Below are 26,658 nucleotides of genomic sequence, written 5' to 3' on the forward strand. Positions count from 1 at the left end.
CCACTCCCGTAAAGGAACATCGATGCACCGCCAGTCCTCCCTGCGCACCAGACTCGTACGCGGTCTCGGCGCCGCGACCGCCACCGTGGCCCTCTCCTCCGGGCTCACCGCCTGCGGCGGCGACGCCGAGGCCAGTGGACCGGCCTCCGACGTGGTCACCATCGGCGGGGTCTCCAACGGCGCCGCCGAGCAGGCCGAGCTGTCCGTCCCGGTCGTCGAGTCGCTGCGCAGCCGGCTTCCCGCGTCCGTCCGCGAACGAGGTGAGCTGGTGATCGGTGTCGGCGCGCTGCCCGCGGGCTTCCCGCCACTGGCGTACGTCGGAACCGACCAGCAGACGCTGACCGGGGCGGAGCCCGACCTCGGCAGGCTGGTGGCGGCCACCCTCGGGCTCAAGCCCGTGGTGAAGAACTCCACCTGGGAGAACCTCTTCGTCGGCGTCGACAGCGGCAAGGTCGACGTCGCCTTCAGCAACGTCACGGTCACCGAGGAACGCAAGAAGAAGTACGAGTTCGCCTCGTACCGCAAGGACAACCTGGGCTTCGAGGTGCTGAAGGACAGCAACTGGAACTTCGGCGGCGACTTCCGCAACCTCGCCGGTCGCAACGTCGCGGTCGCCAAGGGCACCAACCAGGAGAAGATCCTGCTGGAGTGGCAGACGAAGGCCAAGGCCGAGGGCAAGGACTTCGACATCAAGTACTTCCCGGACTCCAACAGCACCTCCCTGGCCCTGAGCGGCAAGAAGATCGACGTCAATTTCGCCCCGAACCCGTCCATCGCCTACCACATCACCCAGACGGCGGGGACCAGCACGCCCACGCGCAACGCCGGCTCCTACTCCGGCGCCGGCGAGTCGCTCCAGGGCCTGATCGCGGCGACCGCCAAGAAGGACAGCGGGCTGGCCGAGCCGGTGGCGGCGGCGATCGACCACCTGATCGAGAACGGCCAGTACGGCAAACTGCTGGCCGCCTGGAACCTCCCCGACGAGGCGCTCACGAAGTCGGAGATCAACCCGCCCGGCCTGCCGCTGTCCAACTCATGAGCACGGGCGCGCGCACGTCGCTCTCCCCGCACGTGCTCGACAACCCGGCCTGGGCATCGCTCTCCGGTGCGCACGCCGCCCTCGCCGAGCACCCGGCGGGCGGCGGCGGGCGTGCCGCCCGGTACCCCGCCGACGTGTCGCCCTTCACCGCCCTCGCCGACCCGGACGACCCGCGTTCCTGGGCCGACCTGCGCACGCTGGTCGGCGACGGCGGGATCGCCGGGTTGTCCGGGGTCCTGACCCCGCCCGAAGGCTGGGAGACGATCGACTCCGTCCCGGGTGTCCAGCTGGTCGACACGTCGCTGCGCGTCGAACCGGCCCCCGAGGCGGTCCGGCTGGGCCCCGCCGACGTACCGGAGGTCCTCGCCCTGATCGAGCTGACGCGGCCCGGGCCGTTCCGGCCCCGCACCGTCGAGCTGGGCACGTACCTGGGCATCCGCCACCGGGGCCGGCTCGTCGCGATGGCCGGTGAGCGGCTGCGGCCGCCCGGCTGGACCGAGATCAGCGCGGTCTGCACCCATCCGGGCCACCGGGGGCGGGGGCTGGCGACACGGCTGGTCCGCGCGGTGGCGGCGGGCATCCGGGAGCGCGGCGAGGTTCCCTTCCTGCACACCGCCGCGAGCAACACCGACGCGATCCGGCTCTACGAATCGATCGGTTTCACACTGCGCCACCGGCCCTTCTTCATGGCCGTCCGGGCGCCGGGAAACACCGCCGCCAAACCCTCGTAACACTGCCAAGTTCTTTTCATATGGCGGTCATTGAACGGCCCCGGCGGCGCGGCGTAGCGTTTTCGGAAAGATCTCCTTTCATTTCCACGGCCCGATCCGCATTCCCCTCGGTACGGCCTACAGGGAAGGCTCAATTCGACGTGTCCACACTGCATCTCGCCGTCGCCCTCGACGGCACGGGCCGGCACCCGGCCTCCTGGCGCGAGCCGGGCGCCAGGCCCGCGGAGCTGTTCACCGCCCGTTACTGGGCCGACCTCGCCGCCGAGGCCGAGGCCGGGCTGCTGGACTTCGTCACCTTCGAGGACGGCCTCGCCCTCCAGTCCTCCTCCCCCGCCGCGCCCGACGAACGTACGGACCAGGTGCGCGGGCGGCTGGACGCGGTGCTCACCGCCGCCCGGATCGCACCCCTGACCCGGCACATCGGCCTGGTCCCCGGTGTGACGGCCACCCACACCGAGCCGTTCCACATCTCCAAGGCCGTCGCGACGCTCGACCACGTCAGCCGGGGCCGGGCCGGCCTCGGCATCCAGGTGAGCGGACTGCCCCACGAGGCACGCCACTTCGGTCGCCGTGCGTTCCCGGTGCCCGAGGCCGAGCTGTACGAGGAGGCCGCGGACCACGCCGAGGTGGTCCGGCGGCTGTGGGACAGCTGGGAGGACGACGCGGAGATCCGGGACGTGGCCACGGGCCGCTTCGTGGACCGCCACAAGCTGCACTACATCGACTTCGCGGGCCGGTACTTCACGGTGCGGGGCCCTTCGATCACCCCGCGCCCGCCGCAGGGCCGGCCCCTGATCGCCGCGGCGTCCGGGGTCCTGGACGGCTCGGCCGACCTCGTGTACGTCGGCGCGCGGGACGCCGACGGGGCCCGCACCGCGGCGTCCCTGATCACGGGCGACCCCGCGCACGTCTTCGGCGACCTCACGGTGTTCCTGGACGCGGACGCGGCGGCCGCCGAGGGTCGCCGAGCCCGGCTGGACGAGCTCGACCCGAGCCCGTACGGCGAGGGCACGCAGACCTTCACCGGAACCCCGGCGCAGCTCGCGGACCTGCTCCAGGACCTGCGGGCGGCGGGTCTGACCGGGTTCCGGCTGCGGCCCGGCGTGATCGCCCACGACCTGCCCGCCATCACCCGCTCCCTGGTGCCCGAGCTCCAGCGGCGCGGGGCCTTCCGCCGCACGTACGAGGCGGACAGCCTGCGCGGCCTCCTGGGGCTGGAGCGCCCCGGCAGCCGCTACGCCCGACCGACCGCCGCCTGACCGCCTGACCGACACGAGACCGGAAAGGACGACCCATGAGCACCAAGCCGCTCAAGCGGATCCATCTCGCCGCCCACTTCCCGGGCGTCAACAACACCACCGTGTGGAGCGACCCGGCGGCCGGCAGCCACATCGACTTCGACTCGTTCGTCCACTTCGCGCGGACCGCCGAGCGCGCCAAGTTCGACTTCCTCTTCCTGGCCGAGGGGCTGCGGCTGCGCGAACAGGGCGGGAAGATCTACGACTTGGACGTGGTGGGCCGGCCCGACACCTTCACGGTGCTCGCCGCGCTGGCGGCGGTCACCGAGCGCCTCGGCCTGACCGGCACCATCAACTCCACCTTCAACGAACCGTACGAGGTGGCCCGCCAGTTCGCCTCGCTCGACCACCTCTCCGACGGCCGCTCCGCCTGGAACGTCGTCACCTCCTGGGACGCCTTCACCGGGGAGAACTTCCGCCGCGGGGGCTTCCTGCCGCGCGAGGACCGCTACTCCCGAGCCCAGGAGTTCCTGGCCGCGGCCACCGAGCTCTTCGACTCCTGGGACGGAAGCGAGATCGTCGCCGACGCCGGATCGGGCACCTTCCTGCGCGACGCCCGCGCCGGTGCCTTCCGCCACCAGGGGCGGCACTTCGACATCGAGGGCCGGTTCAACGTCCCGCGCAGCCCGCAGGGCCGGCCGGTGATCTTCCAGGCGGGCGACTCCGACGAGGGGCGCGAGTTCGCCGCCGCCCGTGCCGATGCGATCTTCGGTCGGTACGGGACCCTCGACGAGGGCCGCGCGTTCTACGCGGACGTCAAGGGCCGCCTCGCCAAGTACGGTCGCACGCACGATCAGTTGAAGATCCTCCCCGCGGCCACCTTCGTCCTCGGCGACACCGACGCCGAGGCGCAGGAGCTCGCCCACGAGGTGCGCCGGCTCCAGGTCAGCGGGCAGACCGCGATCAAGTACCTGGAGCACGTCTGGAACCGGGACCTGTCGGCCTACGACCCGGACGGTCCGCTGCCCGACGTCGACCCGGAGCCCGGGGAGAACACCGTCGCCCTCGGGCGGGCGAGCGTACGCCAGTTCTCCGACCCGATCGCCACGGCGCGGCAGTGGCGCGAGCTCGCCGCGGCCAAGAACCTCTCCATCCGCGAGCTCGTCATCGCGACCACGTCCCGGCAGACCTTCGTCGGCTCGGCCGGCACGGTCGCCGACCGGATCAACGGCCTGGTGCAGGCGGACGCGGCCGACGGCTTCATCCTGGTCCCGCACATCACCCCGGGCGGCCTGGACGTGTTCGCCGACACCGTCGTTCCGCTGCTCCAGGAGCGCGGTGTCTTCCGCACCGACTACGAGGGCACCACCCTGCGCGATCACCTCGGCCTCGCCGTGCCGGACCCGGAGCCGGTCGCCGGTCGGGCCGCCGCCTCGTGAAGTTCCTCGCCATCACGCTGATCACGGATTCCGCCGACCCGGTGACCGGCGCCCCCACCCCGACCCGTGAACGGTTCCGCGAGGTCGTCGACGCCGCGGTGTTCGCGGAGGAGCTCGGCTTCGACGGGTTCGGTGTGGGCGAGCGCCACGAGCGGCCGTTCCTGTCGTCCGCGCCGCCGGTGGTCCTGGCCCACATCGCGGCGCTCACGCACCGGATCCGGCTCTTCACCGCCGTCACCACGCTGAGCCTGCTGGATCCGGTCCGGGCGTACGAGGACTACGCGACGCTGGACCACCTCAGCGACGGACGTCTGGAGCTGATGATCGGCAAGGGCAACGGGACGGCCCAGCGCGAGCTGTTCCGGGTGACCCCCGAGGACCAGTGGGAGCGCAACTCCGAGAGCTACGAACTGTTCCGGCGGCTCTGGCGCGAGGACGAGGTGACCGCCCGGCCGCGCTTCCGCCCCGAGCTGACCGCGGCCGAGGTGCTGCCGAGGCCGTTCCAGCGGGAGCTGCGCGTCTGGCACGGCAGCGCCACGAGCCGGGAGTCCGTCGACCTCGCGGCGCGCTACGGCGATCCGCTGTTCTCGGCGAACGTCACCCACCCGATCGGCCCGTACGCCGAGCTGATCCGCCACTACCGGGAGCGCTGGGAGCACTACGGGCACGATCCGGCCCACGCGGTCGTCGGCGCGGGCACCGCCGGCTACCACGCGGCGCCCACCTCGCAGCAGGCGGTGGCGGCGTACCGGCCGGCCTTCGCCCGGTACCTGGCCTTCCACGAGCAGCTGGGCACCGCCCCCGTGTTCCCGACCCTGGAGGACTTCGTCGAGCGGAGTTCCGCACTGATCGGCAGCCCGCAGCAGGTGATCGAGAAGGTCCACCGCTACCACGAGGAGTTCGGCCACACCGCCTTGCACCTCCAGGCCGAGCCGGGCGGGCTCACCCGCGCGGAGCACCGGGCCTCCCTCGAACTCTTCCAGTCGAGGATCGCGCCGGTGCTCCGCCGCGAGATCCCCGACCCGCCCTTCTCCGACCTTTAAGGAGCCGTCATGTCCGGCATCCCCCTCGGGGTCCTCGACCTCATCCCGGTCGCGTCCGGTTCCACCGCCGCCGTGGCCCTGCACCGCAGCATCGACCTGGCCCGGCAGGCGGAGGGCTTCGGCTACGCCCGCCACTGGTTCGCCGAGCACCACCTCAACCCGGGGGTCGCGGGGACCTCTCCGGCGGTGGTCCTCGCGCTGACCGCCTCGGCGACGAGCACCATCCGGCTCGGCTCCGGTGCGGTGCAGCTCGGGCACCGCACCGCGTTGTCGACGGTCGAGGAGTTCGGCCTGATCGACGCACTGCACCCGGGCCGGATCGACCTGGGGCTGGGCCGCTCGGCGGGCCGGTCCGCGGCACGCACCGACGAGCCGGCACCGCCGGCCGCCACCCCCGTCGTGGACGGGTACACGGAGAACGGGCTGCGCGTCCCCGACCGGTTCTCCTTCGCGCACCTCCTCGGTCACCCGCGGTTCCTGCTCCAGCAGAAGCTGCTCAACCTGCCCGGCGCCCGGCCGCAGGACTACGCCGAGCAGATCGACGACGTCCTCGCCCTGCTCCGCGGCGAGTACCGGTCCCCGGAAGGGGTGGAGGCGCACGCCGTCCCCGGCGAGGGGGCGGACGTACAGGTGTGGATCCTGGGCAGCAGCGGTGGGGTCAGCGCGGAGACCGCGGGCCGCAACGGGCTGCGGTTCGCGGCGAACTACCACGTCAGCCCCGCCTCGGTACTGGAGGCCGCCGACGCCTACCGGGCCGCCTTCAAGCCCTCCGCCGAACTGGACCGGCCGTACCTGACGGTCTCGGCCGACGTCGTCGTCGCCGAGGACGACGAAACGGCACGGGAGTTGGCCACCGGCTACGCGCCCTGGGTGCGCAGCATCCGCAGCGGCGAGGGCGCCATCCCGTTCCCCACCCCGGCCGAGGCGCGTGCCCTCCCCTGGACCGACGCGGACCGGGCGCTGGTGGCCGACCGGGTGGAGACGCAGTTCGTGGGTTCGCCGCGGACCGTGGCCGATCACCTGGAGCGGCTCCAGGAGGCCACCGGGGCGGACGAGTTGCTGATCACCACCATCACCCACGACCACGCGGCCCGGGTCCACTCGTACCGCCTGCTGGCCGAGGAGTGGCAGCGCCGGTGAGGCGGGCACGGGTATGACGGAAGTCTGACGGACCTCCGCGGGCTCTGGCCCCTACGGCCCCGCGGTGGTCGAATCGGCAGGTGAGCACAGACGAACGCACCGACCCGGACGGCCGGGGCGCGCCCCTCGGGCGTCGGCTGGTCCTGGGGATGCTCGGCCTCGGTGGCGCCGGGCTGGTCGCCGCACCGTACCTGCAGCGCGGCTTCGAGACCGTCACCAAGAACGACCCGACCGGCCTCACCGGCCTCCTGCCGAACGGCGGCGGCTTCCGCTACTACTCGGTGGCCTCTTCCGTGCCCGAGCGCGGCCCCGAGAACTACCGCCTCACGGTCGGCGGACTGGTCCGGCAGTCCACGACGTACACGCTGGACGACTTGCGGCGGCTCCCCCAGACTCGGGTGGTACGGGACGTCCAGTGCGTGACGGGCTGGCGGGTCCCCGGTACCCCCTTCGAAGGGGTGCGGCTGTCCGTGCTGCTCGACGCTGCCGGGGTCCGGCCCGAGGCCACCGCGATCCGCTTCGACTGCTTCGACGGCACGTACACGGAGAGCCTGGCCCTCCCGCAGGCCCGACGGGACGACGTGCTGGTGGCGCTGCGGATGCAGGACCAGCCGCTGGCACACGGCCACGGCGGCCCGGTGCGGCTGTACGTGGCGCCGATGTACTTTTACAAATCGGCCAAGTGGCTCTCCGGTATCACGCTCACCGAGAAGGTCGAGCCCGGCTACTGGGAACACCTCGGCTACGACGTCGACGCGTGGGTCGGCCACTCGAACGGACGCGACGATGCCCCTACTGTCTGACCGGCCGCGCCGGGTGGGCCGCTTCAGCCGCGCCGAGCGCCGGGTCCACCGGACGACGGCCTCGCTCGCGCTGCTGTGCGTGACCGCAGCCGGTTGCCTGTACCTGCCGCCGCTGGCGGAGCTGGTCGGCCGCAGACATCTCGTGGTCATGGTGCACGAGTGGTCCGGGCTGCTGCTCCCCGTCCCCTTCCTGCTGGGTCTCGCCTCCGCCGCCTTCCGCGCGGACCTGCGCCGGCTGAACCGCTTCGGGCCGCACGACGGCCAGTGGCTGCGGGCCGCCCTGCGGCGGGACCGGCGCGGGCCCCGCCCCGCGGGCAAGTTCAACGCAGGGCAGAAGGTGTACGCGGCCTGGCTGGCCGGAACGGTCCTCGTGATGCTCGGGACGGGACTCCTCATGTGGTTCACCGGTCTCGCGCCCCTGATCCGGCGGACAGGAGCCACCTTCGTGCACGACTGGTTCGCCTTGGCGCTCGTCGTGGCGCTCGCCGGGCACGTCGCCAAGGCGCTGGCGGATCCGGAGGCCCGGCGCGGCATGCGTACCGGATCCGTGGAGCGGGCGTGGGCCGAGCGCGAGCACCCGCTGTGGAAGACCGACGACTGAGCCGGCCGGCGCGGGTCGCGGGCCGGCCGGCTGCGCCGTGCGGGGCGGGGCGGGGCGGGTGTCAGCTGCCGTCGCGGACCGCGACGATGCCGTTGAAGACGCCGACGTACGCCGTGCCGTCCGGGCCGAGGGTGATCGGGGCCCAGTTGTTGTCGTACAGCGGGCCGGTTCCGGTCAGCCGGCTCCAGCGGCGCTCGCCGGTGCGGAAGTCGACCGCGGTGAGGTACCAGGCGTCGACGCCCCAGAAGTTGGGCTGCTTCTCGTAGAAGTAGAGCAGCCCGTTGGCGGTGGAGAGCTTGGGGACGACGGAGGGAGCGCGGATCGCGCTCTCCCAGACCGTGTCGCAGCCGCTGCCGTCGGGGCGTACGTCGATGCGGCTGACGCCGCCGACGACCGACTTGCCCATGAGCAGCGTCGTCACGTTCTCGTAGCCGTAGTTGTTCTCGACGACGATGCTGTTGCCCCAGGTGATCAGGGAGTTGTCGGTGGTCGAGGCTCCGGAGCCGAACACCGGCACCTTGCAGACCAGCCTCTGGTCCGCGGGGACGTCCACGCCCCGCTTGTAGACCAGGACGTTCATCCGGTCGTCGGCGTTGTCGGTGATGGCGACGTAGCCGTTGCCGAAGAGGTCCGGGGTGGTGCCCGAACCCTGGTTCACGGAACCGGGCTTGGTGCCGGTGCCGCGGTCGTACGTCTGGCGCCACTGCACCACGGGGGTGCCGTCGGCGGCGGCGCGGAAGCTGTAGAGCGCGTGGTCGGTGACGATGGAGACACCGTCCTCGGCCACCGAGAAGGAGTTCTGGATCTCCTCGTCCGCCAGCCGGACGGAGCGGATCTGCGAGGTCGTGGGGTCCACGGTGCCGACGCGGCCCTGGCGGGTGACCCACCAGATGCGGCCGTTCCAGTCGGGCATGACGGAGGTGACGGGGTCGCAGGTGCCGCTGGGCCACAGGTTGGTCCAGCTGACGCAGTCGTGCGGTACCTGGCCGGTGAGGTCCCAGTCGTCGTCGACCGTGAACTTCCAACTCCCGTCGGGGTTCTGGGAGTGGGACAGGCGCAGGATGTGCTGGCGGGAGTCGGCCAGCACGGCCCGGTCCTGGTTGTCCAGGTAGAAGTACGCGCCGCCCGAGGTGTCCTTGAAGATCTTCGAGAAGTCGAGCTGGGTGATCGCCTCGACCGTCGAGGAGCGCTGCGGGAGTTTGTACTCCGCGAGCGTGGCCAGCGTACGGGGCTCCAGGAGCTTGACCTTGAAGCCGGAGAAGGTCCCGCACACCGTGACGAGCCGGCCGGCGGAGTCGAAGGTGGCGGTGGCGCATTCGCCGCCGAGGGCCGCGATGGCCTCGCTCTTGACCTGGAGGTTCTTGCCGAGCGGGCCCGACCAGGGCGAGGTGGCGCTGCCGCCCGCGTCGGAGTGCATGCCCGCGCGGCCGTTGGGCGCGAGGAACGGGTGCTGCGGGGGCGCTTGCCCAGGCAGCGGGGCCGCGCCGGCCGGGGCGCCCTCGTAGGTGCTGACCAGGCGGTGGCCGGGGGTCTTGGGTATCTCGTCGGCCCCCGCCGACGTGATGCCGTTGATCGTCGCGAACAGGGCGACCACCGGCACCACGGCGCAGTTCAGCGCTCTTCGGAACATTCGGGCTTCCTCCCCTTCTCTTCAGTTTTATTGACAATGTGTCTGACATCGCGCCGCCGCCAGACGCTAGATCGCCTTCCGTGAAGAGTCCATGGACGTGCGGAGTGATTCACGAACACGCAACACTTGATCGACTTCTCCGGGCCTACGGCTTGAGGCTGCCGACCACGTTCGCGGTGGCGGCCAGGCCGTTGTGGATGGTCGCGGCCATGCTGCTGCTCGCCAGGTAGAAGCCGAGCAGCACGCAGACGAGCGCGTGCGAGAACTTGAGGCCGCCGCTGCGCAGGAAGATCCACGCGAGGACGATCAGCAGGACGACCACCGAGAGGGAAATCACCATCGAAACCTCCTTGCTCGGCGCCATGTTGGCGCAGCGAGGGGTTCCTCCGGGCGAACCGGGTGTCCGCCGAACGGGTGTTGACCGTCCGTGACGTTCATCCGGTCCTTGACGATCGGCCCGCGGGGGGCCGGAGAAGGCCCGCGCCGGCATCTTGCCCGGCCCGCGATCCGCGTGCCATATATGTCTAGACCTTTCCGGCCGAAGGAAGCGGAGGACGGCACCCGTGCGACGCACCGCCCCCACACTCGCCCTGTGCCTGGCCCTCACGGGCGCGGCGGCGTGCACCGCCTCCGACACCACACCCCCCTCCGCTCCCGCCGGGCTCACCGCCCAGGCCGGCAGCGCCACCAGCGTGCACGTCATGTGGGAGGCGGCGGCCGAGGGCGAGGGCGTGACCGGCTACCAGGTCTTCGAGGACGGCCGCCTGGTGCGCGAACTCCCGGCCGACAAGACGATGGTGGACGTCACCGACCTCGGCCCGGAGACCGGATACACCTTCACGGTCCGGGCCCGGGACGCCGCCGGGAACCGCTCCGAGCCGGGCCCGCCCGTCCGCGTGACCACCCCCGCGGCCAAGGCGGAGGACCGGCAGGCCCCCACCGCCCCGCCCTCGGTCACGGCCCGCGCGACGGGCCCCCGTTCGGCCCTGGTGTCCTGGACCCCGGCGAGCGACGACACCGGCGTGACCGCGTACGACGTCTACCAGGGCGGCGTGCGCATCCACACCGCGGGCTCCGGCGCGGGCGAGACCGCGCTGACCGGCCTGCAGCCCGACACCGCCTACACCTTCACGGTCCGCGCCCGGGACGGGGCCGACAACTCCTCCCCCGACGGCCCGGCCGCGGACGTGACGACCCCTCCCGACCCCGGCACCGGCCCCGACACCGCGCCCGCCGGATTCACCGTGACCGCCTCCCCGGGAACGGTCACCCTCGGCTGGACCGCCCCGGACACCGGCCGCGCGACCAGCGAGTACGAGCTGTACGTCAACGGACGGGCCACCACCGTGATCCAGTTCGGCGCGGGTGCGGTCCCGAGCGGCCGGGCGGAGTACCGGCTGAGCGTGACCGAGCCCGCCGGCACGGTGTGGGCGGTGAAGCTGCGGGCGAGACTGCCCGACGGCAACTGGGGCGCCTTCTCCGCGGAGCGGAGCGTCACTCTCACGGGGTGAGTTTCGGCAACGATCTGGCCGGAATCGACTCTGTCGGATAAGAAGATCACGCACAATACATCCGTGTTCGGTGAGTACTCGGTCAACGACAATCAGGCAGGATCCGCCGGCGGCGATCCCGCGCCCGCCCCGGCCACCACGGCGGGGAACCTGCCGCCCGGGCCTTCCGGCTTCGTCGGCCGCGAACGCGAACTGGCTCTCCTTCACGACCTGTTGGAGGAGCGGAGGCTGATCACCCTCACCGGGGTGGGCGGCGTGGGCAAGTCCCGGCTCGCCCTGCGGGCCGTCTCCGAGGCCGTCGGACCGAGGCCCGACGGCGTGTGGTGGGTGGAGCTCTCACCGCTGCGCGACCCAGGCCTGCTCACCACGACCATCTCCCACGCGGTCGGCCTCGCCGACCACACCTCGCGTTCCCTGGACGAGGAGCTGTGCGCCTGGATGGCGGACAAGCGGCTCCTGCTCGTACTGGACACCTGCGAGCACCTGGTCACCGAATGCCGCCACCTGGTGGGCGAACTCCTGCAGTCCGCACCCGGGTTGACCGTCGTGGTCACTTCCCGCGAACCGCTCGGCTCCCCCGGCGAGGAAGTCGTCGAGGTCCGGCCGCTGCCCTGCGAGGGGCCCGACAGCGACGCCCTCGCCCTCTTCCGCGCGCGAGCCCTCGCCGCGACCCCGCAGGCGGCGGCCGTCTTCGCCGACCCCGCCCGCACGGCGGTCGCCGCCGACGTGTGCAGGAGCCTCGACGGCATCCCGCTCGCCCTCGAACTCGCGGGCGCCCGGATGAGGTTGTGGACGCTGGAGGAGATGGCCGAGCGGCTCGGTGAGCGCTTCGGCCTGCTGTCGACGTGCCACTCGTCGGACGGCCGCGCCTCCCGCGTACCCCGGCACCAGACGATGCGGACGACGATCGGCTGGAGCCACGAGCTGTGCGAGCCGCTGGAACGGCTGCTGTGGGCCCGGTTGTCCGTGTTCTCGGGGGACTTCGACGTCGCCGCCGCCCGTGCGGTGTGCGCGGGCGGCCCGCTGGCCGCCTCGCGCGTGGAGCGCCTGTTGGCGGGCCTGGTCGCCAAGTCGGTGGTGCTGCGCAGCGAGGAGCGGGGCGCGGGGGCCCGCTACCGGATGCTGGACACGATCCGCGAGTACGGGCACGACTGGCTGGTCGAGCTCGGCGAGGTGCAGATCGTCTCCGACCGGCACGCCCACTGGTACGCGGCGCTCGCCGAGGCCGCCGACCGCGGCTGGCTGGGCCCGGGCCAGGTCGACTGGTACCGCAGGATGACCGCCGAGCACGCACAGCTCCGCACGGCCCTGGAACACCTGCTGGGCACCGACGCGGAGGCGGCCCTCGGCATGGCCGGGGCGCTGTGGTTCTACTGGTTCTCCTGCGGGCACGTCCACGAGGGCCGGGGCTTCCTGGAACGGGCCCTGCGGGCCGCCCCGCACCCCGGACCGGCGCACAACCAGGCCCTGTGGGCGCTCGGGCTCACCGCGCTGCTCCAGGGCGACATGGACACGGCCCGCGCCGTCGGCGAGCGGTGCACACGGGACGCCGCCCTCCTGTCGGACCCGGAGCGGGAGCTGCGCGCCGCCTATCTGCACGCGGTGTCGGTCTTGATGCCCGGCGATCCCGTACGGGCGCTCGCGCTGGCCGGTCCGCGGGCCCGGGCGGGCCACGGCGGGCGCGCCGACGGCGCGGGCTGGCTGCTGTGCAAGCTGGCCACCGGCTACGCCCTGTGCGACCTGCGGCGGTTCGAGGAGGCACTGGAAGAGGCGCGGTCCCTGCGGGAGGCCTGCGCGGAGCTGGGCGAACGGTGGCTGCGGGCCTACGCGGACTACATCCTCGCGGTGGCGGCGCTGGGCCTGGGCGATCACGGGGAGGCGGCCCGGCACGTGCGGGCGATGCTCTCGGGGAAGCGGCTGCTCGGCGACCGCTTCGGGATCGCGCTGGGCCTCGACCTGCTGGCCGCGGCGGTGGCGGCGCTGGGCGACGGGGAACTGGCGGCGCGGCTGCTGGGCACCGGGCACGCCTGGTGGCGCACGGTCGGCCGGCCGCAGATGGGCTCCCCCTCGCTGACGGCCCTGCGGGACCAGGGCGAACGGGAGGCCCGGGCGGCGATCGGCGACGCCGCGTACGAGACGGCCTTCCTGGGCGGCGCTGCCTCACCCACCGGCTGACCGACAGCCGGTGGGTGGCGTAACCGGTGGGCTCCCGTCAGTACGGGAGGGGTCTGCCCGACGGTGTGCGCAGATCCAGGTCTCGGGGAGCGGGCTTGGGGACGGGCTTGCGGATCAGCTGCTGGCGCATGCTGCCTCCTGGCTCAGACCAGGGCCGGGCGGCGGGGTTCCACCGTCTGGCCTTCGGGGAGCAGTTCACCGGTGTCGTCGAAGACGACCACGCCGTTGCAGAGCAGACTCCAACCCTGTTCGGGATGGGAAGCCACGGTGCGGGCGGCGTCGTGATCGGCGCTGTCGGCGGACGGGCAGGGGGGCTGGTGGGAGCACATGGCGCACCTCCTCGCAAGTGTGGGGCGGGAAGGCCGGTGGTCACCCGGTCGAATCCGCGATCCACGGTGGCGGTGAGTATTACCGATCGCCACCCCCCGACGGAACCCATATTCGAGGTCCAGTTCAAGGTGTGTATGCCCGATTACCATGCGCTCATGCCCGCTATTCGGATCGTTCACCAGACGCCGCTGCCGCCTTCCGAATCATGGAAAAGGGTGACGGACTGGGCGGGGCACGGCGCACAGGTCCCTCTCACGCGGACGATCATCGAGACGCCCGGGCCCACGCGCGTCGGAACGATCTTCACGGCTCGCACGGGCGTGGGCAGGGTCACATTCGACGACCCCATGGAAGTCGTCCTCTGGCGCCCCCCGGCGGGCACCGAGCCCGGCCTCGTCCGCCTGGAGAAGCTCGGCCGCACGGTGACGGGCTGGGCGGAGATCGAGATCCACCGCTCCCCCACCGGGGGCAGCGAGGTCCAATGGCGCGAGGACCTGCGCCTGCGCGGCCTCCCCCGCGCACTGGACCCCCTGGTGGCCGGGGCGGGCCGGCGCCTGTTCGGGCGGGCCCTCGCCCGCCTGCTGCGCCCCTGAGGGCGCGGGCCGGGGTGCCGTGATCGGGGCACACCCGGTTCCGGGTCGGCCCGGCTGCCGCCCGGGCGGGGACCGGCCGGGGGCCTCCGGCCGGCGCTCGGCCCATGCCGACGCCGACGTCCCGGACACCGCGGGGTGGCCGGGACGCCACGGCGGCGGCCGCTAGCGGATCGGCATGCCGGACAGGGTGCGGGCGATGACGAGCCGCTGGATCTCGCTCGTCCCCTCGAAGATCGTGTAGATCGCGCTGTCCCGGTGCATGCGCTCCACCGGGTACTCCCGGGTGAAGCCGTTGCCGCCGAGGATCTGGACCGCCTGCGCGGTGACCTTCTTGGCCACCTCGCTCGCGAAGAGCTTCGACATCGAGCCCTCCGCCGAGGTGAACGGCCGACCCGCGACCGCCATCCACGAGGCGCGCCACACCAGCAGCCGGGCCGCGTCGATCTGCGTCCTCATGTCGGCGAGTTGGAAGGCCACGCCCTGGTTGTCGATGATCGGACGCCCGAACTGGGTACGGGTCTTCGCGTAGTCCAGGGCCACCTCGTACGCCGCGCGCGCCGTGCCCACGGCCATCGCGCCGACGGCCGGCCGGGAGGCCTCGAAGGTGGCCATGGCGGCGTTCTTCACGCGCTCCCCGCCGCCGTTGCGGGCCCGCTCGCGCGCCCGCGCCAGCCGCTCGTCCAGCTTCTCCTTGCCGCCGAGCAGACAGGAACCCGGAACCCGTACGTCCTCCAGCACCACCTCGGCGGTGTGCGAGGCACGGATGCCGTGCTTCTTGAACTTCTGCCCCTGGGACAGCCCCGGGGTGTTCGGCGGGACGATGAAGGAGGCGTGCCCCTTGGTGCCCAGCTCCGGGTCGACCACGGCCACGACGATGTGGACGTTGGCGATGCCGCCGTTGGTCGCCCAGGTCTTGGTGCCGTTCAGCACCCACTCGTCCTTGGCCTGGTCGTAGACGGCCCGGGTCCGCATGGCCCCGACGTCCGATCCGGCGTCCGGCTCGGAGGAGCAGAAGGCGGCCACCTTCACGTCGTCCGGGGTGCCGTACATCTGCGGGATCCAGGTGCCGATCTGCTCCTCGGTGCCGTTGGCGACGACGCCGATGGCCGCGAGTCCGGTGCCCACGATGGACAGGGCGATGCCCGCGTCGCCCCAGAACAGCTCCTCCATCGCCATGGGGATGCCGAGGCCCGTGGGGTCGAAGAACTGCTGGGCGTAGAAGTCGAGGGAGTAGATGCCGACCTTGGCGGCCTCCTGGATGACGGGCCAGGGAGTCTCCTCGCGCTCGTCCCATTCCGCGGCTGCGGGCCGGATCACATCGGCGGCGAAGCCGTGGATCCACTCCTGCACCTGCTTCTGGTCCTCGCTCAGCTCCATGGTGAACTCCGCCATGTCCCCTCCACCTGTCCTACTCGTTCTCGTCCAGCACGGGTTACTAGCGGTAACCAGCACGATGGCCACAGTCTGTTACCGGCGAGTAAGCACTGTCAAGCACAGCCGAAGGAGGTACGGCCGATGGGATCGACAGGGTGTGCGGGGTGTTACGTTGCGTGGGCGTCACGCACATCGCAAGGGCGGGGAGAGAAACACGTCATGGAGACCACTCAGCAGGCCGGCGAGCCCGGCACGGCCGATCGCCGGCGCCGGGAGCTGCTCGAAGCGGCGGACCGGGTCGTGCTCAGGGACGGCCCCAAGGCCTCCATGAACGCCATCGCCGCCGAGGCCGGCATCACCAAGCCCATCCTCTACCGCCACTTCGGCGACAAGGCGGGCCTCTACCAGGCGCTCGCCGTGCGGCACACCGACGCCCTGCTCGACTCCCTGCGGGCCGCGCTCGACGCCCCGGCCGAGCGGCGGAGCCGGGTGGAACACACCCTGGACACCTACCTCGCCGCCATCGAGGCCCGCCCGCAGGTCTACCGCTTCCTGATGCACCCGGCCGAGGACTCCCACAGCACGGAGCGCGGGTTCGACGTGGGCCTGCACTCGGCGCCGCTGCTGCGCAGGCTCGGCGAGGAACTGGCCCAGGTGATCGGCGAACGCGTCGACCTCGGCCCCGGCGGTGAACGCCTGGCCCGGGTGTGGGGCCACGGCATCGTCGGCATGATGCACGCGGCGGGCGACTGGTGGCTGGGCGAACGGCCCTGCGAGCGCGCGGAACTGGTCGCCGCCCTCACGGACCTCCTCTGGGGCCGCCTCGCCACCGCCGGCAACCGCGAAGACGGCCCGGGCTTCTGACCCCCTGCGGCCGCACGTCTCCGACCACGCCGGGCCATCCAGCCTCGCCGGCGTTTGAGGAGAGGCGGGGGCCGGCGGAGAGGCGGGGCCCGGGAAGGAGAGCGGGGAAGCGTGGCGCAGCCGCCGGCGGGCCGGGGCCCGGCTAGTCGGTGAGGGCCGCCGCGCCCCACGGGGTCTTGCGGATGGCGCGCCGCAGGCGACGGGCCCGGAGCCCCGTCACCCGGTCCGCGTACACCCCACCGGCAAGGTGATCGCACTCGTGCTGCAGGCACCGCGCGAAGAACCCCGTCCCCTCGATCCGCACGGGGGCGCCGTCCGAGGTGACCCCCTCCACGACCGCCCGGTCGAACCGCGCCGTCCCGGCCTCCAGCCCCGGCAGGGACAGGCACCCCTCGGGCCCGAGGAACTCGTCCCCGTCCGCGACCACCAGCCGCGGGTTGACGACGTGCCCGACGTGCCGCACGTCCTCGTCGTCCGGGCAGTCGTACACGAACACCCGCTGCCCCACGCCGATCTGGTTCGCGGCGAGCCCGACGCCCTCCGCGGCGTACATCGTCGCGAACATGTCCTCGATGAGCCGGTCGAGGGCCGGGCCGAATTCGGTGACCTCCGCACAAGCGGAATGCAGCACCGGATCGCCCAGGAGGCTCATGGTGCGGACGTGACCGTTGGTACCGGGGATGGGGCGCTGTCGCATGGCCGTAAGGGTACGACGGGCGAATATATGAGGAGATCTGCCGTGGCGTTGGGGCGCCGCGGTCAAGGCCCGCGCAGGTACTGGATAGGCTGGGGCCGACCGACGCAAGGAGGACAAGGGACGATGGCAGGCAACACGGAGCCGCTTTCGCCGCGGGCCAAGCTGGCCGTGACGGCGGGCAAGGCCGCGGCGGCGGTGTCGCGGGCCGCGGGACGCGGAAGCGGATCGGTGATCGGAGGCAAGGTCGCTCTCAGACTCGACCCCGATCTCCTCGGAGCACTCGCGCAGCATCTCGATGTCGTCCTCGTCTCCGCGACGAACGGCAAGACCACGACGACCCGACTGATCGCGGAGGCCCTGCGGGCCAGCGGTCCGGTCGTCTCCAACGCGCTGGGCGCGAACATGCCGGCCGGCATCACCTCGGCCCTCGCCGGTGGCTCGGACGCCAAGTACGGCGTCATCGAGGTCGACGAGAAGTACCTGGCGGGCGTGGCCCGGGACGTCACCCCCAAGGTGATCGCCCTGCTCAACCTCTCCCGCGACCAGCTGGACCGCGCCGCCGAGACCCGCATGCTCGCGGAGAAGTGGCGCGAGGGCCTCGAAGGTTCGAAGGCCGTCATCGTCGCGAACTGCGACGACCCGCTGATCGTGTGGTCCGCGTCCTCCTCGCAGAACGTGGTCTGGGTCGCGGCCGGCCAGGAGTGGAAGGACGACGCCTGGTCGTGCCCCTCCTGCGGTGGCGTCATGCAGCGCCCGGGCGACGACTGGTTCTGCGGCGAGTGCGGTTTCCGCCGTCCCACCCCGACCTGGGTGCTCTCGGGCGACCACGTGCTGGACCCGCACGGTTCGGCCTGGCCGATCCACCTCCAGCTGCCCGGCCGCGCCAACAAGGCGAACGCCGCCACCTCGGCGGCCGTCGCCGCCGTCTTCGGCGTTCCGCCGCAGGTCGCGCTGGAGCGGATGTACCAGGTGCAGGCCGTCGCCGGTCGCTACGACGTGGTGAACTTCCAGGGCCGTGAGCTGCGGCTGCTGCTCGCGAAGAACCCGGCGGGCTGGCTCGAAACGTTTTCCCTGATCGATCCCCCGCCCACGCCGGTGATCCTCTCGGTCAACGCCCGCGGCGCCGACGGCACCGACACCTCCTGGCTGTGGGACGTGGACTACCCGCGTCTGGCCGGTCACCCGATCTTCGTGATCGGCGACCGCAAGCTGGACCTGGCGGTCCGCCTGGAAGTCGCGGGGCTGGACTTCCGGGTGTGCGAGACCCTCGACGAGGCCGTGCAGCTCGCGCCGCCCGGTCAGATCGAGCTGATCGCGAACTACACCGCCTTCCAGGACGTCCGCCGCCGCGTCGGCAACTAGCACCCTCAAGGACAGAGAGCATGAGCGACAACAGCCTGCGTCTGGTGTGGGTCTACCCCGACCTGCTGAGCACGTACGGAGACCAGGGCAACGCCCTGGTGGTGGAGCGCCGGGCGCGCCAGCGCGGCCTGGACGTGCAGCGCGTGGACGTCCGCAGCGACCAGCCGATCCCGACCTCGGGTGACATCTACCTGATCGGCGGCGGCGAGGACCGGCCGCAGCGGCTGGCCGCGGAGCGCCTGCTGCGCGACGGCGGTCTGGAGCGGGCCGTCTCGAACGGGGCGATCGTCTTCTCCGTCTGCGCCGGCTACCAGATCCTCGGCAAGGAGTTCGTCAACGACGTGGGCCAGCGCCAAGAGGGCCTGGGCCTGCTCGACGTCGTCACCGTGCGCGGTGAGGGCGAGCGGTGCGTCGGCGACGTCCTCGCGGACATCGACCCGCGGCTCGGCCTGCCGCAGCTGACGGGCTTCGAGAACCACCAGGGCGTGACCCACCTCGGCCCGACGGCAAAGCCGTTCGCCCGGGTGACGATGGGCCGCGGCAACGGCACCGGCGACGGCACCGAAGGCGCGTACAACGACACGGTGTTCGGCACGTACATGCACGGTCCCGTGATGGCCCGCAACCCGCTGATCGCGGACCTGCTGCTCAAGCTGGCCCTCGACGTGAACGCCCTGCCGCCCATAGACGACCGGTGGTACGAGGCGCTCCGCGCGGAGCGCATCGCGGCGGCGACGCAGCCCGCGTAGCACGCCCGCACCAGCCGTTCGGCCCGGTTTCCCGTGGTGGGAACCGGGCCGACGTGCGTTCGTACGACCTTGGGTAACAGGATGTGGAGGATGGTTCAGTCCACCCTCTTTCCGCTTGTAGGGTGACGGGTAGTTCCAACCGGACGACGTGGTCCGGTCGTCGGCCCACGTTGCAAAGGTCTCCCCTGCCATGCGCATAGGTGTGCTCACTTCCGGTGGCGACTGCCCCGGCCTCAACGCCGTCATCCGTTCCGTCGTACACCGCGCCGTCGTGGACCACGGCGACGAGGTGATCGGCTTCCTCGACGGCTGGAAGGGCCTGCTGGAGGCGGACTACCGCAAGCTCGACCTCGACGCCGTGGCGGGCATCCTCGCCCGCGGCGGCACGATCCTCGGCTCCTCCCGCGTCCAGCCCGCGCACCTGCGCGACGGCGTGGAGCGTGCCCGCGGCCACGTCGCGGACCTCGGCCTCGACGCGATCATCCCGATCGGCGGCGAAGGCACCCTGAAGGCCGCGAACCTCCTCTCCGAGGCCGGCCTGCCCATCGTGGGCGTCCCGAAGACCATCGACAACGACATCGCGTCGACCGACGTGACCTTCGGCTTCGACACCGCCGTCGGCGTCGCCACCGAGGCCCTGGACCGACTGAAGACCACCGCCGAGTCGCACCAGCGCGTGATGGTCGTCGAGGTCATGGGCCGCCACACCGGCTGGATCGCCCTGCACTCGGGCATGGCGGCCGGCGCGCACGCGATCGTGGTCCCGGAGCGCCCCTTCGACGTCGAGCAGCTGACGCGGATCGTCGGCGAGCGCTTCTCGGCGGGCAAGCGGTTCGCGATCGTCGTGGTCGCCGAGGGCGCCAAGCCGAAGCCCGGATCGATGGAGCTGGAGCAGGGCGGCACCGACATCTACGGCCACGAGCGGTTCGCCGGCATCGGCAACCGGCTGGCGGTGGAGCTGGAGAACCGTCTGGGCAAGGAGGCCCGGCCGGTGATCCTGGGCCACGTCCAGCGCGGCGGCACGCCCACCGCCTACGACCGGGTCCTGGCCACCCGCTTCGGTTGGCACGCCGTGGAGGCGGCGCACCGGGGCGAGTTCGGCATGCTGACGGCGCTGCGCGGCACGGAGATCGAGATGGTCCCGCTCGCCGAGGCGACCTCGACCCTCAAGACGGTTCCGGCCCAGCGCTACGAAGAGGCGCAGACCGTTCTGTAAGCCCTTTCGGGGGCTTTTGCCCTCATGCCGCCCCCGCGCGCAGCTGCGTCCGGGGGCGGCACTACTGTGGTGGGGCACCACGGTCAAGGGAGTGAACAGATGGATCACAGCGGGCACGGCATGGACATGAACATGGACCTGCCGCCCTTCACCCTCGGCCGCGGGTTGGAGTTCTCCTTCGACGCCTTCTTCCTGTTCGGCTCGCTGATCGGCCTCGCCCTGTACGGGTGGGGCGTGCTGCGGCTGCGCCGTCGCGGGGACTCCTGGTCGACCGGCCGCACGATCGCGTTCACGGTCGGCGTGCTGACCGTGGTCCTGGTGATGTGCACCAAGCTGAACGACTACGGCATGGTCATGTTCAGCGTGCACATGGTGCAGCACATGGTGATCAGCATGATCACGCCGATCCTGCTGCTGCTCGGGGCGCCGATGACGCTGGCGCTGCGCGCCCTGCCGCCCGCCCCGCGCGGCCACAAGGGTCCGCGCGAGCTGCTCCTGATGCTGCTGCACAGCCGGTACATGCGGATCATCACGCACCCGGCCTTCACCATCCCGATGTTCATCGCGAGCCTGTACGCGCTGTACTTCACTCCGATCTTCGACTTCCTGATGGAGAGCCGGACCGGGCACATCGCGATGATGGTCCACTTCCTCGCGGTGGGCATCGTGTTCTTCTGGCCGATCATGGGCGTCGACCCGGGCCCGCACCGCCCCGGCTACGTGATGCGCATGCTGGAACTCTTCGCGGGCATGCCCTTCCACGCCTTCTTCGGCATCGCCCTGATGATGGCGAGCCAGCCGATGATCAAGACGTACTCGAACCCGCCGGCCTCCCTCGGGATCGACCCGCTCCTCGACCAGCAGTGGGGCGGCGGCATCGCCTGGGCCTTCAGCGAGATCCCCTCGGTGCTGGTGCTGATCGCGCTGATGTACCAGTGGTACCACTCGGAGCAGCGGGCGGCGAAGCGTGCCGACCGGGCCGCCGACCGGGACGGCGATCAGGAGCTGGCGGCGTACAACTCGTATCTCGCCTCGCTGCGCGCGCGTGGCCAGTAGCGGAACGGCACCTTCGCGCGCCACCATGGGGCATGACCGGATCCGTGAAGGCGATGGCCGTCCTGACCTTCGCCGCCCTGGTGGCCGTCGCCACGTACTCCGTGGCCCTCGGCAGCAACGGCTGGCTGTGGTTCGGCTGGATCGTGCTGGGGATGATCACCGTCGGCATGGCGGCTTCCCGCAACGGTTGACGAAGTAGCGTCCACCCCCTCGGGTGGGCGGGCTCACCGTCCGTAGGATGACCGTGACGACGGGACATCGACGGGAGTGGCCTGGTGTTCTACCACTTGCTCAAGCACGTCTTGCTCGGTCCGCTGTTGCGGCTGTTGTTCAGGCCCCGGATCGAGGGTCTGGAGAACATTCCGGCCGAGGGCGCCGCGATCGTCGCGGGCAACCATCTGTCGTTCTCCGACCACTTCCTGATGCCCGCGATCCTCAAGCGGCGCATCACCTTCCTCGCGAAGGCCGAGTACTTCACCGGCCCCGGCGTGAAGGGGCGGCTGACCGCCGCGTTCTTCCGCAGCGCCGGGCAGATCCCGGTGGACCGCTCCGGCAAGGACGCCGGGCAGGCAGCCCTGCGGGAGGGGCTGGGGGTGCTGGCCAAGGACGAACTGCTGGGCATCTACCCGGAGGGGACGCGCTCGCACGACGGGCGGCTCTACAAGGGCAAGGTGGGCGTGGCCGCGATGGCGCTGCGCGCCGGGGTGCCGGTCATCCCGTGCGCGATGGTCGGAACCTTCGAGATCCAACCTCCCGGGCAGAAGATCCCGAACATCCGGCGCGTGACCATCCGCTTCGGCCGGCCGCTGGACTTCTCCCGGTACGAGGGTCTGGAGGGCGAGCGGGCCGTGCTGCGGGCCGTCACCGACGAGATCATGTACGCGATCCTCGAACTGTCCGGCCAGGAGTACGTCGACCGGTACGCGGCCGAGGTCAAGGCCGAGGAGGAGGAAGCACGGAAGAAGGCCCGGCGCTCCTCACGCTGAGCCTTCTCCCGTACGTCACTGCCGCTCCCGGTCCTTAACGGATGGCCGGGAGTTCCTCACGCGCCGGGAACACGGAGTCCGCCGGTGCGGCGTCGGACGTCAGCGCCCGGGCCGCGGAGGCGGCCGGGGCCACCGGGGTGGCGTGCGGGTCGCACTTCACGTCCTGGGCGTCGACCTTGCCGGTCAGCAGGTAGGCGTCCACCCGCGTGTTGATGCAGGGGTTCACCAGGCTGGTGACGCCGTGCGAGCCGGCGTTCTTCTCGGTGATCAGACGCGAGCCGCCGAGGCGACGGTGCAGCTCGACCCCGCCCTCGTACGGCGTGGCCGCGTCCCGCTCGGACTGGACGATCAGGACCGGCGGCAGACCGCGCCTGGCGTTCGCGCCGACCTCGATCGGGTTGCTCTGCTTGGACTTCCAGGTCGCGCAGGGCAGGTTCATCCAGGCGTTGGACCAGGTCAGGAACGGGTACTTCTCGTGCAGCTTGGAGTTGTCCCGGTCCCACTTGGCCCAGCTGGTGGGCCACTTGGCGTCGGCGCACTCGACGGCGGTGTAGACGGCGTTGCCGTTCTCCGAAGCCGCGTTGCCCTTGACGTCCGTCATGTCCGGGGCGATGGCGTCGATGAGCGCCTGCTCGTCACCCGCGGCCCAGGCCGCGAAGGTCTGGGCGACGGGCACCCAGGACGAGTCGTAGTACGGAGCACCCTGGAAGAAGCCGATGAGCTCCGCCGGGCCGACGACTCCGCCGAGCGGGTGCGCCTTGGCCTTGGCGCGCAGCTCCTGGTACTTGGCCTCGACCTTGGCGCGGGTGTCACCGAGGTGGAAGACCGCGTCGTTCTTGGCGACCCAGTCCTGCCAGTCGTTCCAGCGCATCTGGAAGGCGACGTCCTGGCCGAGGTTGGCCTCGTACCAGATGTTGTCCTGCGCCGGGTTGACCACGCTGTCGACGATCATGCGACGCACGTGGCTCGGGAACAGGGTCGCGTAGACCCCGCCGATGTAGGTGCCGTAGGAGACGCCGAGGAAGTTCAGCTTCTTCTCACCGAGGGCGGCCCGGATGACGTCCAGGTCGCGCGCGGTGTTCGGCGTGGTCATGTACGGCAGCATCTCGCCGCTGCGCTCCTTGCAGCCGTCCGCGTACTCCGCGGCGAGCTTGCGCTGGGCGCTCTTGTCGGCCGCGGAGTCCGGGACCGGGTCGGCCTTGGGGGCCTTGACGAACTCCTGCGGGTCGATGCAGGAGATCGGCGCCGAGTGGCCGACACCGCGCGGGTCGAAACCGACGAAGTCGTACGCCTTGGCGGTGTTGACCCACAGCGGGCTGTTGGTGGTGGACCGGCGCGGGAAGCGCATGCCCGAACCACCGGGGCCGCCGGGGTTGTAGACGAGCGCGCCCTGGCGCTCCTCCTTGGTGCCCGTGCTGACCGCGCGGTCGACCGCGAGGTCGATGGTCTTGCCGAAGGGCTTGGCGTAGTCCAGCGGGACCTTGACCCAGCCGCACTGGATCGGGGCCGCGAAGCCCCAGTCGGCCGGGCAGTCCTTCCATTCGATCCCGGTACGGGCGGCACGGGCGGCGGCGAGCTGGACGCCCAGCGCCTCCGGGACCCCGTTGTCACGGCCGGCGGTGGCCGCCGAGGCCGGCGTGGCGAGCAGCATGCTCGCCGCCAGCGTTCCGGTGATCAGTGTGGCGGCGCTCCCCAGCGCCGCGTTGCGTATCACGTGGTTGATCCCCCTGCGTCAGATACGGCACGGACCGCCGGGTGCGGCGGTCCGCGTGCAGGGGGATCCTTGCGCCTTACCGGGAGTTGGCGACAGAGCCGGTTCGACTTCTTTGCCAACCCGATAACCGGAAAGGTGTGTACCGCTGAGCGGTGTCTGCTTCGTCCCGTGTTCGCCCCTCGGTCACCAGGCGTAGGTGGCGCGGGCCTCCTCCAGCAGCGTGCGCAGCGTGAGCGCGTCGGGGGCGAGGGCCGTGACGAGGACCGCGGGACCGGCCAGCGGGGTCACCGCCGCGAACTCCCCCAGTGTCCCGGCCTGCGGCGGGTTTCCGGCGAAGTCGGGCTTCACGACGAGGAGTTGTCCCAGGACCCGGTGCCCGGCGAGGCCCGCCGGGCCGTCCCAGCCGTTGGGGGCGCCCGGTCCGCAGGCCAGGTCCTGGTCGAGCAGGGGCCGCCCGCCGCGGGTGACGGACAGGCGGCTGCGCAGCAGACCCGGGTCCTCGCCGCTGCGGCCCAGCACCTGCTCCTCGCGCAGCAGGAGCCGGGCGGTGGGGGCCAGCTCCACGCGGGTGTGCACGCGCAGTTCGCTGCCGCGTACGGAGACCAGCGGTTCCGGCAGCCAGCGCACCGACGCCCCGTCGTCCAGGGTCAGGTGTACGTCGTACCGCGCGGGTTCGCCGCCCCGGCCGGGCAGGGCCAGGGTGGCCGCGGCCGAGCCGAGCGCGAGGTTCGCGCCGGGCCCGACGGCGGCTTCGACGGTGAGGTGGTCCCCGCCGAGGGGGGCGCTCATCGCGCCGACGAGCATCACTCCGGCCTCGGCTCCGGTGCCCCGGGTGCGGCGCAGCGCGAGAGGTCCTTCGCCGGCGAGCAGCGGCAGGGCGGTACCGCCCCGCCCGTCGGCGGTCGCGCGGATACGGGCGGTGGCCCGTACGCCCGCCGGGGGCGGGGAGAGGGGCGGTGCAGTGGTCACCGGGCGTCCCAGGCGACGATGCGCTCGCGCACCCAGTCGGCCACCGGGCCCACTCCCTCGGGGCCGCGCAGCGACTGGAAGGCGACGGGGAGTTCACCGCGCTGGTCGGCGGCGTCGCGGGCCATCCGGCCGAGGTCGGAGCCGACGTGCGGGGCGAGATCGGTCTTGTTGACGACGAGGAGGTCCGCGGTGGTGACGCCGGGGCCGCCCTTGCGGGGGATGTCGTCGCCGCCGGCCACGTCGATGACGAAGATCTGGGCGTCGACGAGTCCGCGGGAGAAGGTGGCGGTGAGGTTGTCCCCGCCGGACTCGACGAGGATCAGGTCGAGTCGGCCGTTCTCGCGGAAGGCCTCCTCCAGTTCCTCGACGGCCTCCAGGTTGGCGGAGATGTCGTCGCGGATGGCGGTGTGCGGGCAGGCCCCGGTTTCGACGGCGGCGATCCGTTCGGGGGGCAGGACGGCCTCGCGCAGCAGGAACTCGGCGTCCTCCCGGGTGTAGATGTCGTTGGTGACGACGGCCATGGACAGCTCGCTGCGCAGGGCGCGGCACAGGGCTGCGACGGTGGCGGTCTTGCCCGATCCGACGGGGCCGCCGAGGCCGATCCGCAGGGCGCGGCGGGTGCCGTCGGGCCGCAGCGGGTCGGCGCCGTGCGTGTGCCGCTGGGGATAGGTCACGGCGTGGTCGAGGTGCATGGGGGGTCTCCTTGGGGATTCAGGAAGCGAAGAGGCGTACCGGCCAGTCGGCATGGACCTGCGCCGAAATGTCCAGCAGCGGCGAGGAGGCCGCGGGCAGCGCCTCCAGGCCCTCGGAGCGGGCCAGCAGCGCGGCCGTGGCCGCCTCGGCGCAGACGTCGTCGAGCGCGGGGGCGAGCCGGGCCAGCACCCCGCTCGCCTCGAAGGGGTCCAGGCCGAGCAGGCGTACGGTCGCGGTGGCGGGACCGCTGACGCTCTCGTACGCCGCCACGTGCGCGGCGTCGAGCGGCCCGAGGCCCGCCGCCCGGGCGGTGATGCCGAGCACCACGGGCTGGTGGGCTCCGCGCGGGAAGGCCGCGGCCAGTGCGTCCAGTTCGGGCGACGGCCAGGTGGCGCGGGCGGCGCGCAGCAGCTGCCTGCCGAGCCTCCTCGCCGCTGTGCGCAGTGCGGGCGAGGGGGTGCGGGCGTCGGCGGCGGTGTCGAGATCTGCCGGGTCGAGCCCGAGGGCGGCGGCCGCCGCGAGGGCCGCCGAGGTGAGCCCGGTGGTGTGCAGCCGGCCCCGGCAGAAGTCCTCCAGGGTGGCGGCGTCGTGGATCCGGCCCGCCTTGCAGGCGGCCTCGGCTCCGCCGGAGTGGGCGTGCCCTCCGGCGGGGAAGCGGCCGTCGGCGAGGACGAGCAGTGCGGCGAGGCTCATCGGACTGCGCCG

27 protein-coding genes are annotated in these 26,658 nt (G+C 72.0%); 18 read left to right on the plus strand and 9 right to left on the minus strand.

The features are described 5' to 3' along the window. Window positions 1-22 precede the first annotated feature (22 nt). The 8 genes from ACFYZL_RS21720 (at window position 23) to ACFYZL_RS21755 (ending at window position 8,034) form a co-directional block, all read left to right on the plus strand. A complete protein-coding gene (locus ACFYZL_RS21720) occupies window positions 23-1,039 on the plus strand; it encodes a transporter substrate-binding domain-containing protein (protein WP_388680991.1) in 1,017 nt (338 codons plus the stop codon). Then, window positions 1,036-1,770, plus strand: coding sequence for a GNAT family N-acetyltransferase (locus ACFYZL_RS21725; protein WP_388680994.1), 735 nt, complete (start codon window positions 1,036-1,038; stop codon window positions 1,768-1,770). Before ACFYZL_RS21720 ends, ACFYZL_RS21725 begins: the two co-directional genes overlap by 4 nt. A 149-nt stretch (window positions 1,771-1,919) precedes the next feature. Continuing rightward, window positions 1,920-3,029, plus strand: a complete 1,110-nt coding sequence (locus ACFYZL_RS21730) for an LLM class flavin-dependent oxidoreductase (RefSeq protein WP_384750641.1) — start codon at window positions 1,920-1,922, stop codon at window positions 3,027-3,029. A 35-nt stretch (window positions 3,030-3,064) separates the two neighbouring features. Beyond that, the gene (locus ACFYZL_RS21735; RefSeq protein WP_384750617.1) at window positions 3,065-4,447 is read left to right on the plus strand and encodes an NtaA/DmoA family FMN-dependent monooxygenase; all 1,383 of its coding nucleotides are present in this window, start codon (window positions 3,065-3,067) and stop codon (window positions 4,445-4,447) included. Beyond that, complete coding sequence (locus ACFYZL_RS21740; RefSeq protein WP_388680997.1) at window positions 4,444-5,490, plus strand: LLM class flavin-dependent oxidoreductase; 1,047 nt, start codon at window positions 4,444-4,446, stop codon at window positions 5,488-5,490. Before ACFYZL_RS21735 ends, ACFYZL_RS21740 begins: the two co-directional genes overlap by 4 nt. 9 nt (window positions 5,491-5,499) lie before the next feature. Then, window positions 5,500-6,630, plus strand: a complete 1,131-nt coding sequence (locus ACFYZL_RS21745) for an LLM class flavin-dependent oxidoreductase (RefSeq protein ID WP_388681000.1) — start codon at window positions 5,500-5,502, stop codon at window positions 6,628-6,630. A gap of 149 nt (window positions 6,631-6,779) precedes the next feature. Then, entirely contained in the window at window positions 6,780-7,433 is a 654-nt protein-coding gene (locus ACFYZL_RS21750) for a molybdopterin-dependent oxidoreductase (RefSeq protein WP_388681138.1), read from the plus strand. Then, the gene (locus ACFYZL_RS21755; RefSeq protein ID WP_384750625.1) at window positions 7,417-8,034 is read left to right on the plus strand and encodes a cytochrome b/b6 domain-containing protein; all 618 of its coding nucleotides are present in this window, start codon (window positions 7,417-7,419) and stop codon (window positions 8,032-8,034) included. Before ACFYZL_RS21750 ends, ACFYZL_RS21755 begins: the two co-directional genes overlap by 17 nt. 61 nt (window positions 8,035-8,095) lie before the next feature. Here ACFYZL_RS21755 and ACFYZL_RS21760 read toward each other — a convergent pair whose 3' ends face one another. Both ACFYZL_RS21760 and ACFYZL_RS21765 read right to left on the minus strand, forming a co-directional pair. Then, complete coding sequence (locus tag ACFYZL_RS21760; protein WP_388681003.1) at window positions 8,096-9,664, minus strand: hypothetical protein; 1,569 nt, start codon at window positions 9,662-9,664, stop codon at window positions 8,096-8,098. 145 nt (window positions 9,665-9,809) lie between these two features. Then, window positions 9,810-10,004, minus strand: coding sequence for a hypothetical protein (locus ACFYZL_RS21765; RefSeq protein ID WP_384586556.1), 195 nt, complete (start codon window positions 10,002-10,004; stop codon window positions 9,810-9,812). Between the two features lie 223 nt (window positions 10,005-10,227). Between ACFYZL_RS21765 and ACFYZL_RS21770 the strand changes: the two genes are divergently transcribed. Beyond that, the gene (locus tag ACFYZL_RS21770) at window positions 10,228-11,175 is read left to right on the plus strand and encodes a fibronectin type III domain-containing protein (protein WP_384750632.1); all 948 of its coding nucleotides are present in this window, start codon (window positions 10,228-10,230) and stop codon (window positions 11,173-11,175) included. Between the two features lie 63 nt (window positions 11,176-11,238). Continuing rightward, window positions 11,239-13,350: an ATP-binding protein gene (locus tag ACFYZL_RS21775; protein ID WP_384750634.1), complete on the plus strand. Its 2,112-nt coding sequence runs from the start codon at window positions 11,239-11,241 to the stop codon at window positions 13,348-13,350. Window positions 13,351-13,493: 143 nt separating this feature from the next. Here the strand turns inward: ACFYZL_RS21775 and ACFYZL_RS21780 are convergent, their stop codons facing one another. Further along, window positions 13,494-13,679: a DUF5999 family protein gene (locus tag ACFYZL_RS21780; protein WP_365170754.1), complete on the minus strand. Its 186-nt coding sequence runs from the start codon at window positions 13,677-13,679 to the stop codon at window positions 13,494-13,496. A 348-nt stretch (window positions 13,680-14,027) separates the two neighbouring features. Between ACFYZL_RS21780 and ACFYZL_RS21785 the strand changes: the two genes are divergently transcribed. Next, window positions 14,028-14,273, plus strand: coding sequence for a hypothetical protein (locus tag ACFYZL_RS21785; protein WP_384750639.1), 246 nt, complete (start codon window positions 14,028-14,030; stop codon window positions 14,271-14,273). 162 nt (window positions 14,274-14,435) lie between these two features. Here ACFYZL_RS21785 and ACFYZL_RS21790 read toward each other — a convergent pair whose 3' ends face one another. After that, the gene (locus tag ACFYZL_RS21790; RefSeq protein ID WP_384586566.1) at window positions 14,436-15,665 is read right to left on the minus strand and encodes an acyl-CoA dehydrogenase family protein; all 1,230 of its coding nucleotides are present in this window, start codon (window positions 15,663-15,665) and stop codon (window positions 14,436-14,438) included. Window positions 15,666-15,866: 201 nt separating this feature from the next. On the opposite strand from ACFYZL_RS21790, the gene ACFYZL_RS21795 reads away from it, so the two are divergent. After that, window positions 15,867-16,511 carry a TetR family transcriptional regulator gene (locus tag ACFYZL_RS21795; RefSeq protein ID WP_384749219.1) on the plus strand — a complete coding sequence of 215 codons (645 nt, stop codon included), beginning with the start codon at window positions 15,867-15,869 and terminating at the stop codon, window positions 16,509-16,511. A gap of 142 nt (window positions 16,512-16,653) precedes the next feature. Here ACFYZL_RS21795 and def read toward each other — a convergent pair whose 3' ends face one another. Beyond that, the gene (gene def / locus ACFYZL_RS21800) at window positions 16,654-17,208 is read right to left on the minus strand and encodes a peptide deformylase (RefSeq protein ID WP_384749222.1); all 555 of its coding nucleotides are present in this window, start codon (window positions 17,206-17,208) and stop codon (window positions 16,654-16,656) included. 123 nt (window positions 17,209-17,331) lie between these two features. Here def and ACFYZL_RS21805 point away from each other — a divergent pair, with 123 nt between their 5' ends. From ACFYZL_RS21805 to ACFYZL_RS21830, 6 genes are all read left to right on the plus strand, one after another. Continuing rightward, window positions 17,332-18,570, plus strand: a complete 1,239-nt coding sequence (locus ACFYZL_RS21805; RefSeq protein WP_384593891.1) for a MurT ligase domain-containing protein — start codon at window positions 17,332-17,334, stop codon at window positions 18,568-18,570. 20 nt (window positions 18,571-18,590) lie between these two features. Next, the gene (locus ACFYZL_RS21810) at window positions 18,591-19,319 is read left to right on the plus strand and encodes a type 1 glutamine amidotransferase (protein WP_384749225.1); all 729 of its coding nucleotides are present in this window, start codon (window positions 18,591-18,593) and stop codon (window positions 19,317-19,319) included. A gap of 190 nt (window positions 19,320-19,509) precedes the next feature. Beyond that, window positions 19,510-20,535, plus strand: a complete 1,026-nt coding sequence (locus ACFYZL_RS21815; protein WP_384749228.1) for a 6-phosphofructokinase — start codon at window positions 19,510-19,512, stop codon at window positions 20,533-20,535. A 99-nt stretch (window positions 20,536-20,634) separates the two neighbouring features. Continuing rightward, on the plus strand, window positions 20,635-21,591 hold the full coding sequence (locus ACFYZL_RS21820; protein WP_388681012.1) for a cytochrome c oxidase assembly protein: 957 nt from the start codon (window positions 20,635-20,637) through the stop codon (window positions 21,589-21,591). Between the two features lie 32 nt (window positions 21,592-21,623). Continuing rightward, a complete protein-coding gene (locus ACFYZL_RS21825) occupies window positions 21,624-21,782 on the plus strand; it encodes a hypothetical protein (protein ID WP_384593903.1) in 159 nt (52 codons plus the stop codon). Window positions 21,783-21,866: 84 nt separating this feature from the next. Continuing rightward, window positions 21,867-22,577: a lysophospholipid acyltransferase family protein gene (locus tag ACFYZL_RS21830; protein WP_376657130.1), complete on the plus strand. Its 711-nt coding sequence runs from the start codon at window positions 21,867-21,869 to the stop codon at window positions 22,575-22,577. 34 nt (window positions 22,578-22,611) lie between these two features. Here ACFYZL_RS21830 and ACFYZL_RS21835 read toward each other — a convergent pair whose 3' ends face one another. The 4 genes from ACFYZL_RS21835 to ACFYZL_RS21850 all read right to left on the minus strand — a co-directional run bounded on the left by ACFYZL_RS21835 (window position 22,612) and on the right by ACFYZL_RS21850 (window position 26,646). Continuing rightward, entirely contained in the window at window positions 22,612-24,228 is a 1,617-nt protein-coding gene (locus ACFYZL_RS21835) for an alpha/beta hydrolase (RefSeq protein ID WP_384749311.1), read from the minus strand. Between the two features lie 246 nt (window positions 24,229-24,474). Further along, window positions 24,475-25,260, minus strand: coding sequence for an urease accessory protein UreD (locus tag ACFYZL_RS21840; protein ID WP_384749236.1), 786 nt, complete (start codon window positions 25,258-25,260; stop codon window positions 24,475-24,477). After that, window positions 25,257-25,952 carry an urease accessory protein UreG gene (ureG, locus tag ACFYZL_RS21845; protein ID WP_384749239.1) on the minus strand — a complete coding sequence of 232 codons (696 nt, stop codon included), beginning with the start codon at window positions 25,950-25,952 and terminating at the stop codon, window positions 25,257-25,259. The genes ACFYZL_RS21840 and ureG overlap by 4 nt, the downstream gene beginning before the upstream one ends. A gap of 19 nt (window positions 25,953-25,971) precedes the next feature. Further along, window positions 25,972-26,646 carry an urease accessory protein UreF gene (locus tag ACFYZL_RS21850; RefSeq protein WP_388681018.1) on the minus strand — a complete coding sequence of 225 codons (675 nt, stop codon included), beginning with the start codon at window positions 26,644-26,646 and terminating at the stop codon, window positions 25,972-25,974. Between the last annotated feature and the right edge of the window lie 12 nt (window positions 26,647-26,658).

It is taken from the genome of Streptomyces sp. NPDC001717 (assembly GCF_042892775.1).
Lineage (GTDB): Bacteria > Actinomycetota > Actinomycetes > Streptomycetales > Streptomycetaceae > Streptomyces.

Excerpts from the sequence above, each read along its gene's own strand:
- ACFYZL_RS21810 (WP_384749225.1), top strand. The coding sequence starts at position 18,591 with ATGAGCGACAACAGCCTGCGTCTGGTGTGGGTCTACCCCGACCTGCTG.
- ACFYZL_RS21755 (WP_384750625.1), top strand. The coding sequence starts at position 7,417 with ATGCCCCTACTGTCTGACCGGCCGCGCCGGGTGGGCCGCTTCAGCCGC.
- ACFYZL_RS21745 (WP_388681000.1), top strand. The coding sequence starts at position 5,500 with ATGTCCGGCATCCCCCTCGGGGTCCTCGACCTCATCCCGGTCGCGTCC.
- ACFYZL_RS21790 (WP_384586566.1), bottom strand. The coding sequence starts at position 15,665 with ATGGCGGAGTTCACCATGGAGCTGAGCGAGGACCAGAAGCAGGTGCAG.
- ACFYZL_RS21725 (WP_388680994.1), top strand. The coding sequence starts at position 1,036 with ATGAGCACGGGCGCGCGCACGTCGCTCTCCCCGCACGTGCTCGACAAC.
- ACFYZL_RS21825 (WP_384593903.1), top strand. The coding sequence starts at position 21,624 with ATGACCGGATCCGTGAAGGCGATGGCCGTCCTGACCTTCGCCGCCCTG.
- ACFYZL_RS21785 (WP_384750639.1), top strand. The coding sequence starts at position 14,028 with ATGGAAGTCGTCCTCTGGCGCCCCCCGGCGGGCACCGAGCCCGGCCTC.
- ACFYZL_RS21820 (WP_388681012.1), top strand. The coding sequence starts at position 20,635 with ATGGATCACAGCGGGCACGGCATGGACATGAACATGGACCTGCCGCCC.
- ACFYZL_RS21765 (WP_384586556.1), bottom strand. The coding sequence starts at position 10,004 with ATGGTGATTTCCCTCTCGGTGGTCGTCCTGCTGATCGTCCTCGCGTGG.
- ACFYZL_RS21750 (WP_388681138.1), top strand. The coding sequence starts at position 6,780 with ATGCTCGGCCTCGGTGGCGCCGGGCTGGTCGCCGCACCGTACCTGCAG.
- ACFYZL_RS21720 (WP_388680991.1), top strand. The coding sequence starts at position 23 with ATGCACCGCCAGTCCTCCCTGCGCACCAGACTCGTACGCGGTCTCGGC.
- def (WP_384749222.1), bottom strand. The coding sequence starts at position 17,208 with ATGCGACAGCGCCCCATCCCCGGTACCAACGGTCACGTCCGCACCATG.
- ureG (WP_384749239.1), bottom strand. The coding sequence starts at position 25,952 with ATGCACCTCGACCACGCCGTGACCTATCCCCAGCGGCACACGCACGGC.
- ACFYZL_RS21815 (WP_384749228.1), top strand. The coding sequence starts at position 19,510 with ATGCGCATAGGTGTGCTCACTTCCGGTGGCGACTGCCCCGGCCTCAAC.
- ACFYZL_RS21805 (WP_384593891.1), top strand. The coding sequence starts at position 17,332 with ATGGCAGGCAACACGGAGCCGCTTTCGCCGCGGGCCAAGCTGGCCGTG.
- ACFYZL_RS21850 (WP_388681018.1), bottom strand. The coding sequence starts at position 26,646 with ATGAGCCTCGCCGCACTGCTCGTCCTCGCCGACGGCCGCTTCCCCGCC.
- ACFYZL_RS21735 (WP_384750617.1), top strand. The coding sequence starts at position 3,065 with ATGAGCACCAAGCCGCTCAAGCGGATCCATCTCGCCGCCCACTTCCCG.
- ACFYZL_RS21835 (WP_384749311.1), bottom strand. The coding sequence starts at position 24,228 with ATGCTGCTCGCCACGCCGGCCTCGGCGGCCACCGCCGGCCGTGACAAC.
- ACFYZL_RS21795 (WP_384749219.1), top strand. The coding sequence starts at position 15,867 with ATGGAGACCACTCAGCAGGCCGGCGAGCCCGGCACGGCCGATCGCCGG.
- ACFYZL_RS21760 (WP_388681003.1), bottom strand. The coding sequence starts at position 9,664 with ATGTTCCGAAGAGCGCTGAACTGCGCCGTGGTGCCGGTGGTCGCCCTG.
- ACFYZL_RS21780 (WP_365170754.1), bottom strand. The coding sequence starts at position 13,679 with ATGTGCTCCCACCAGCCCCCCTGCCCGTCCGCCGACAGCGCCGATCAC.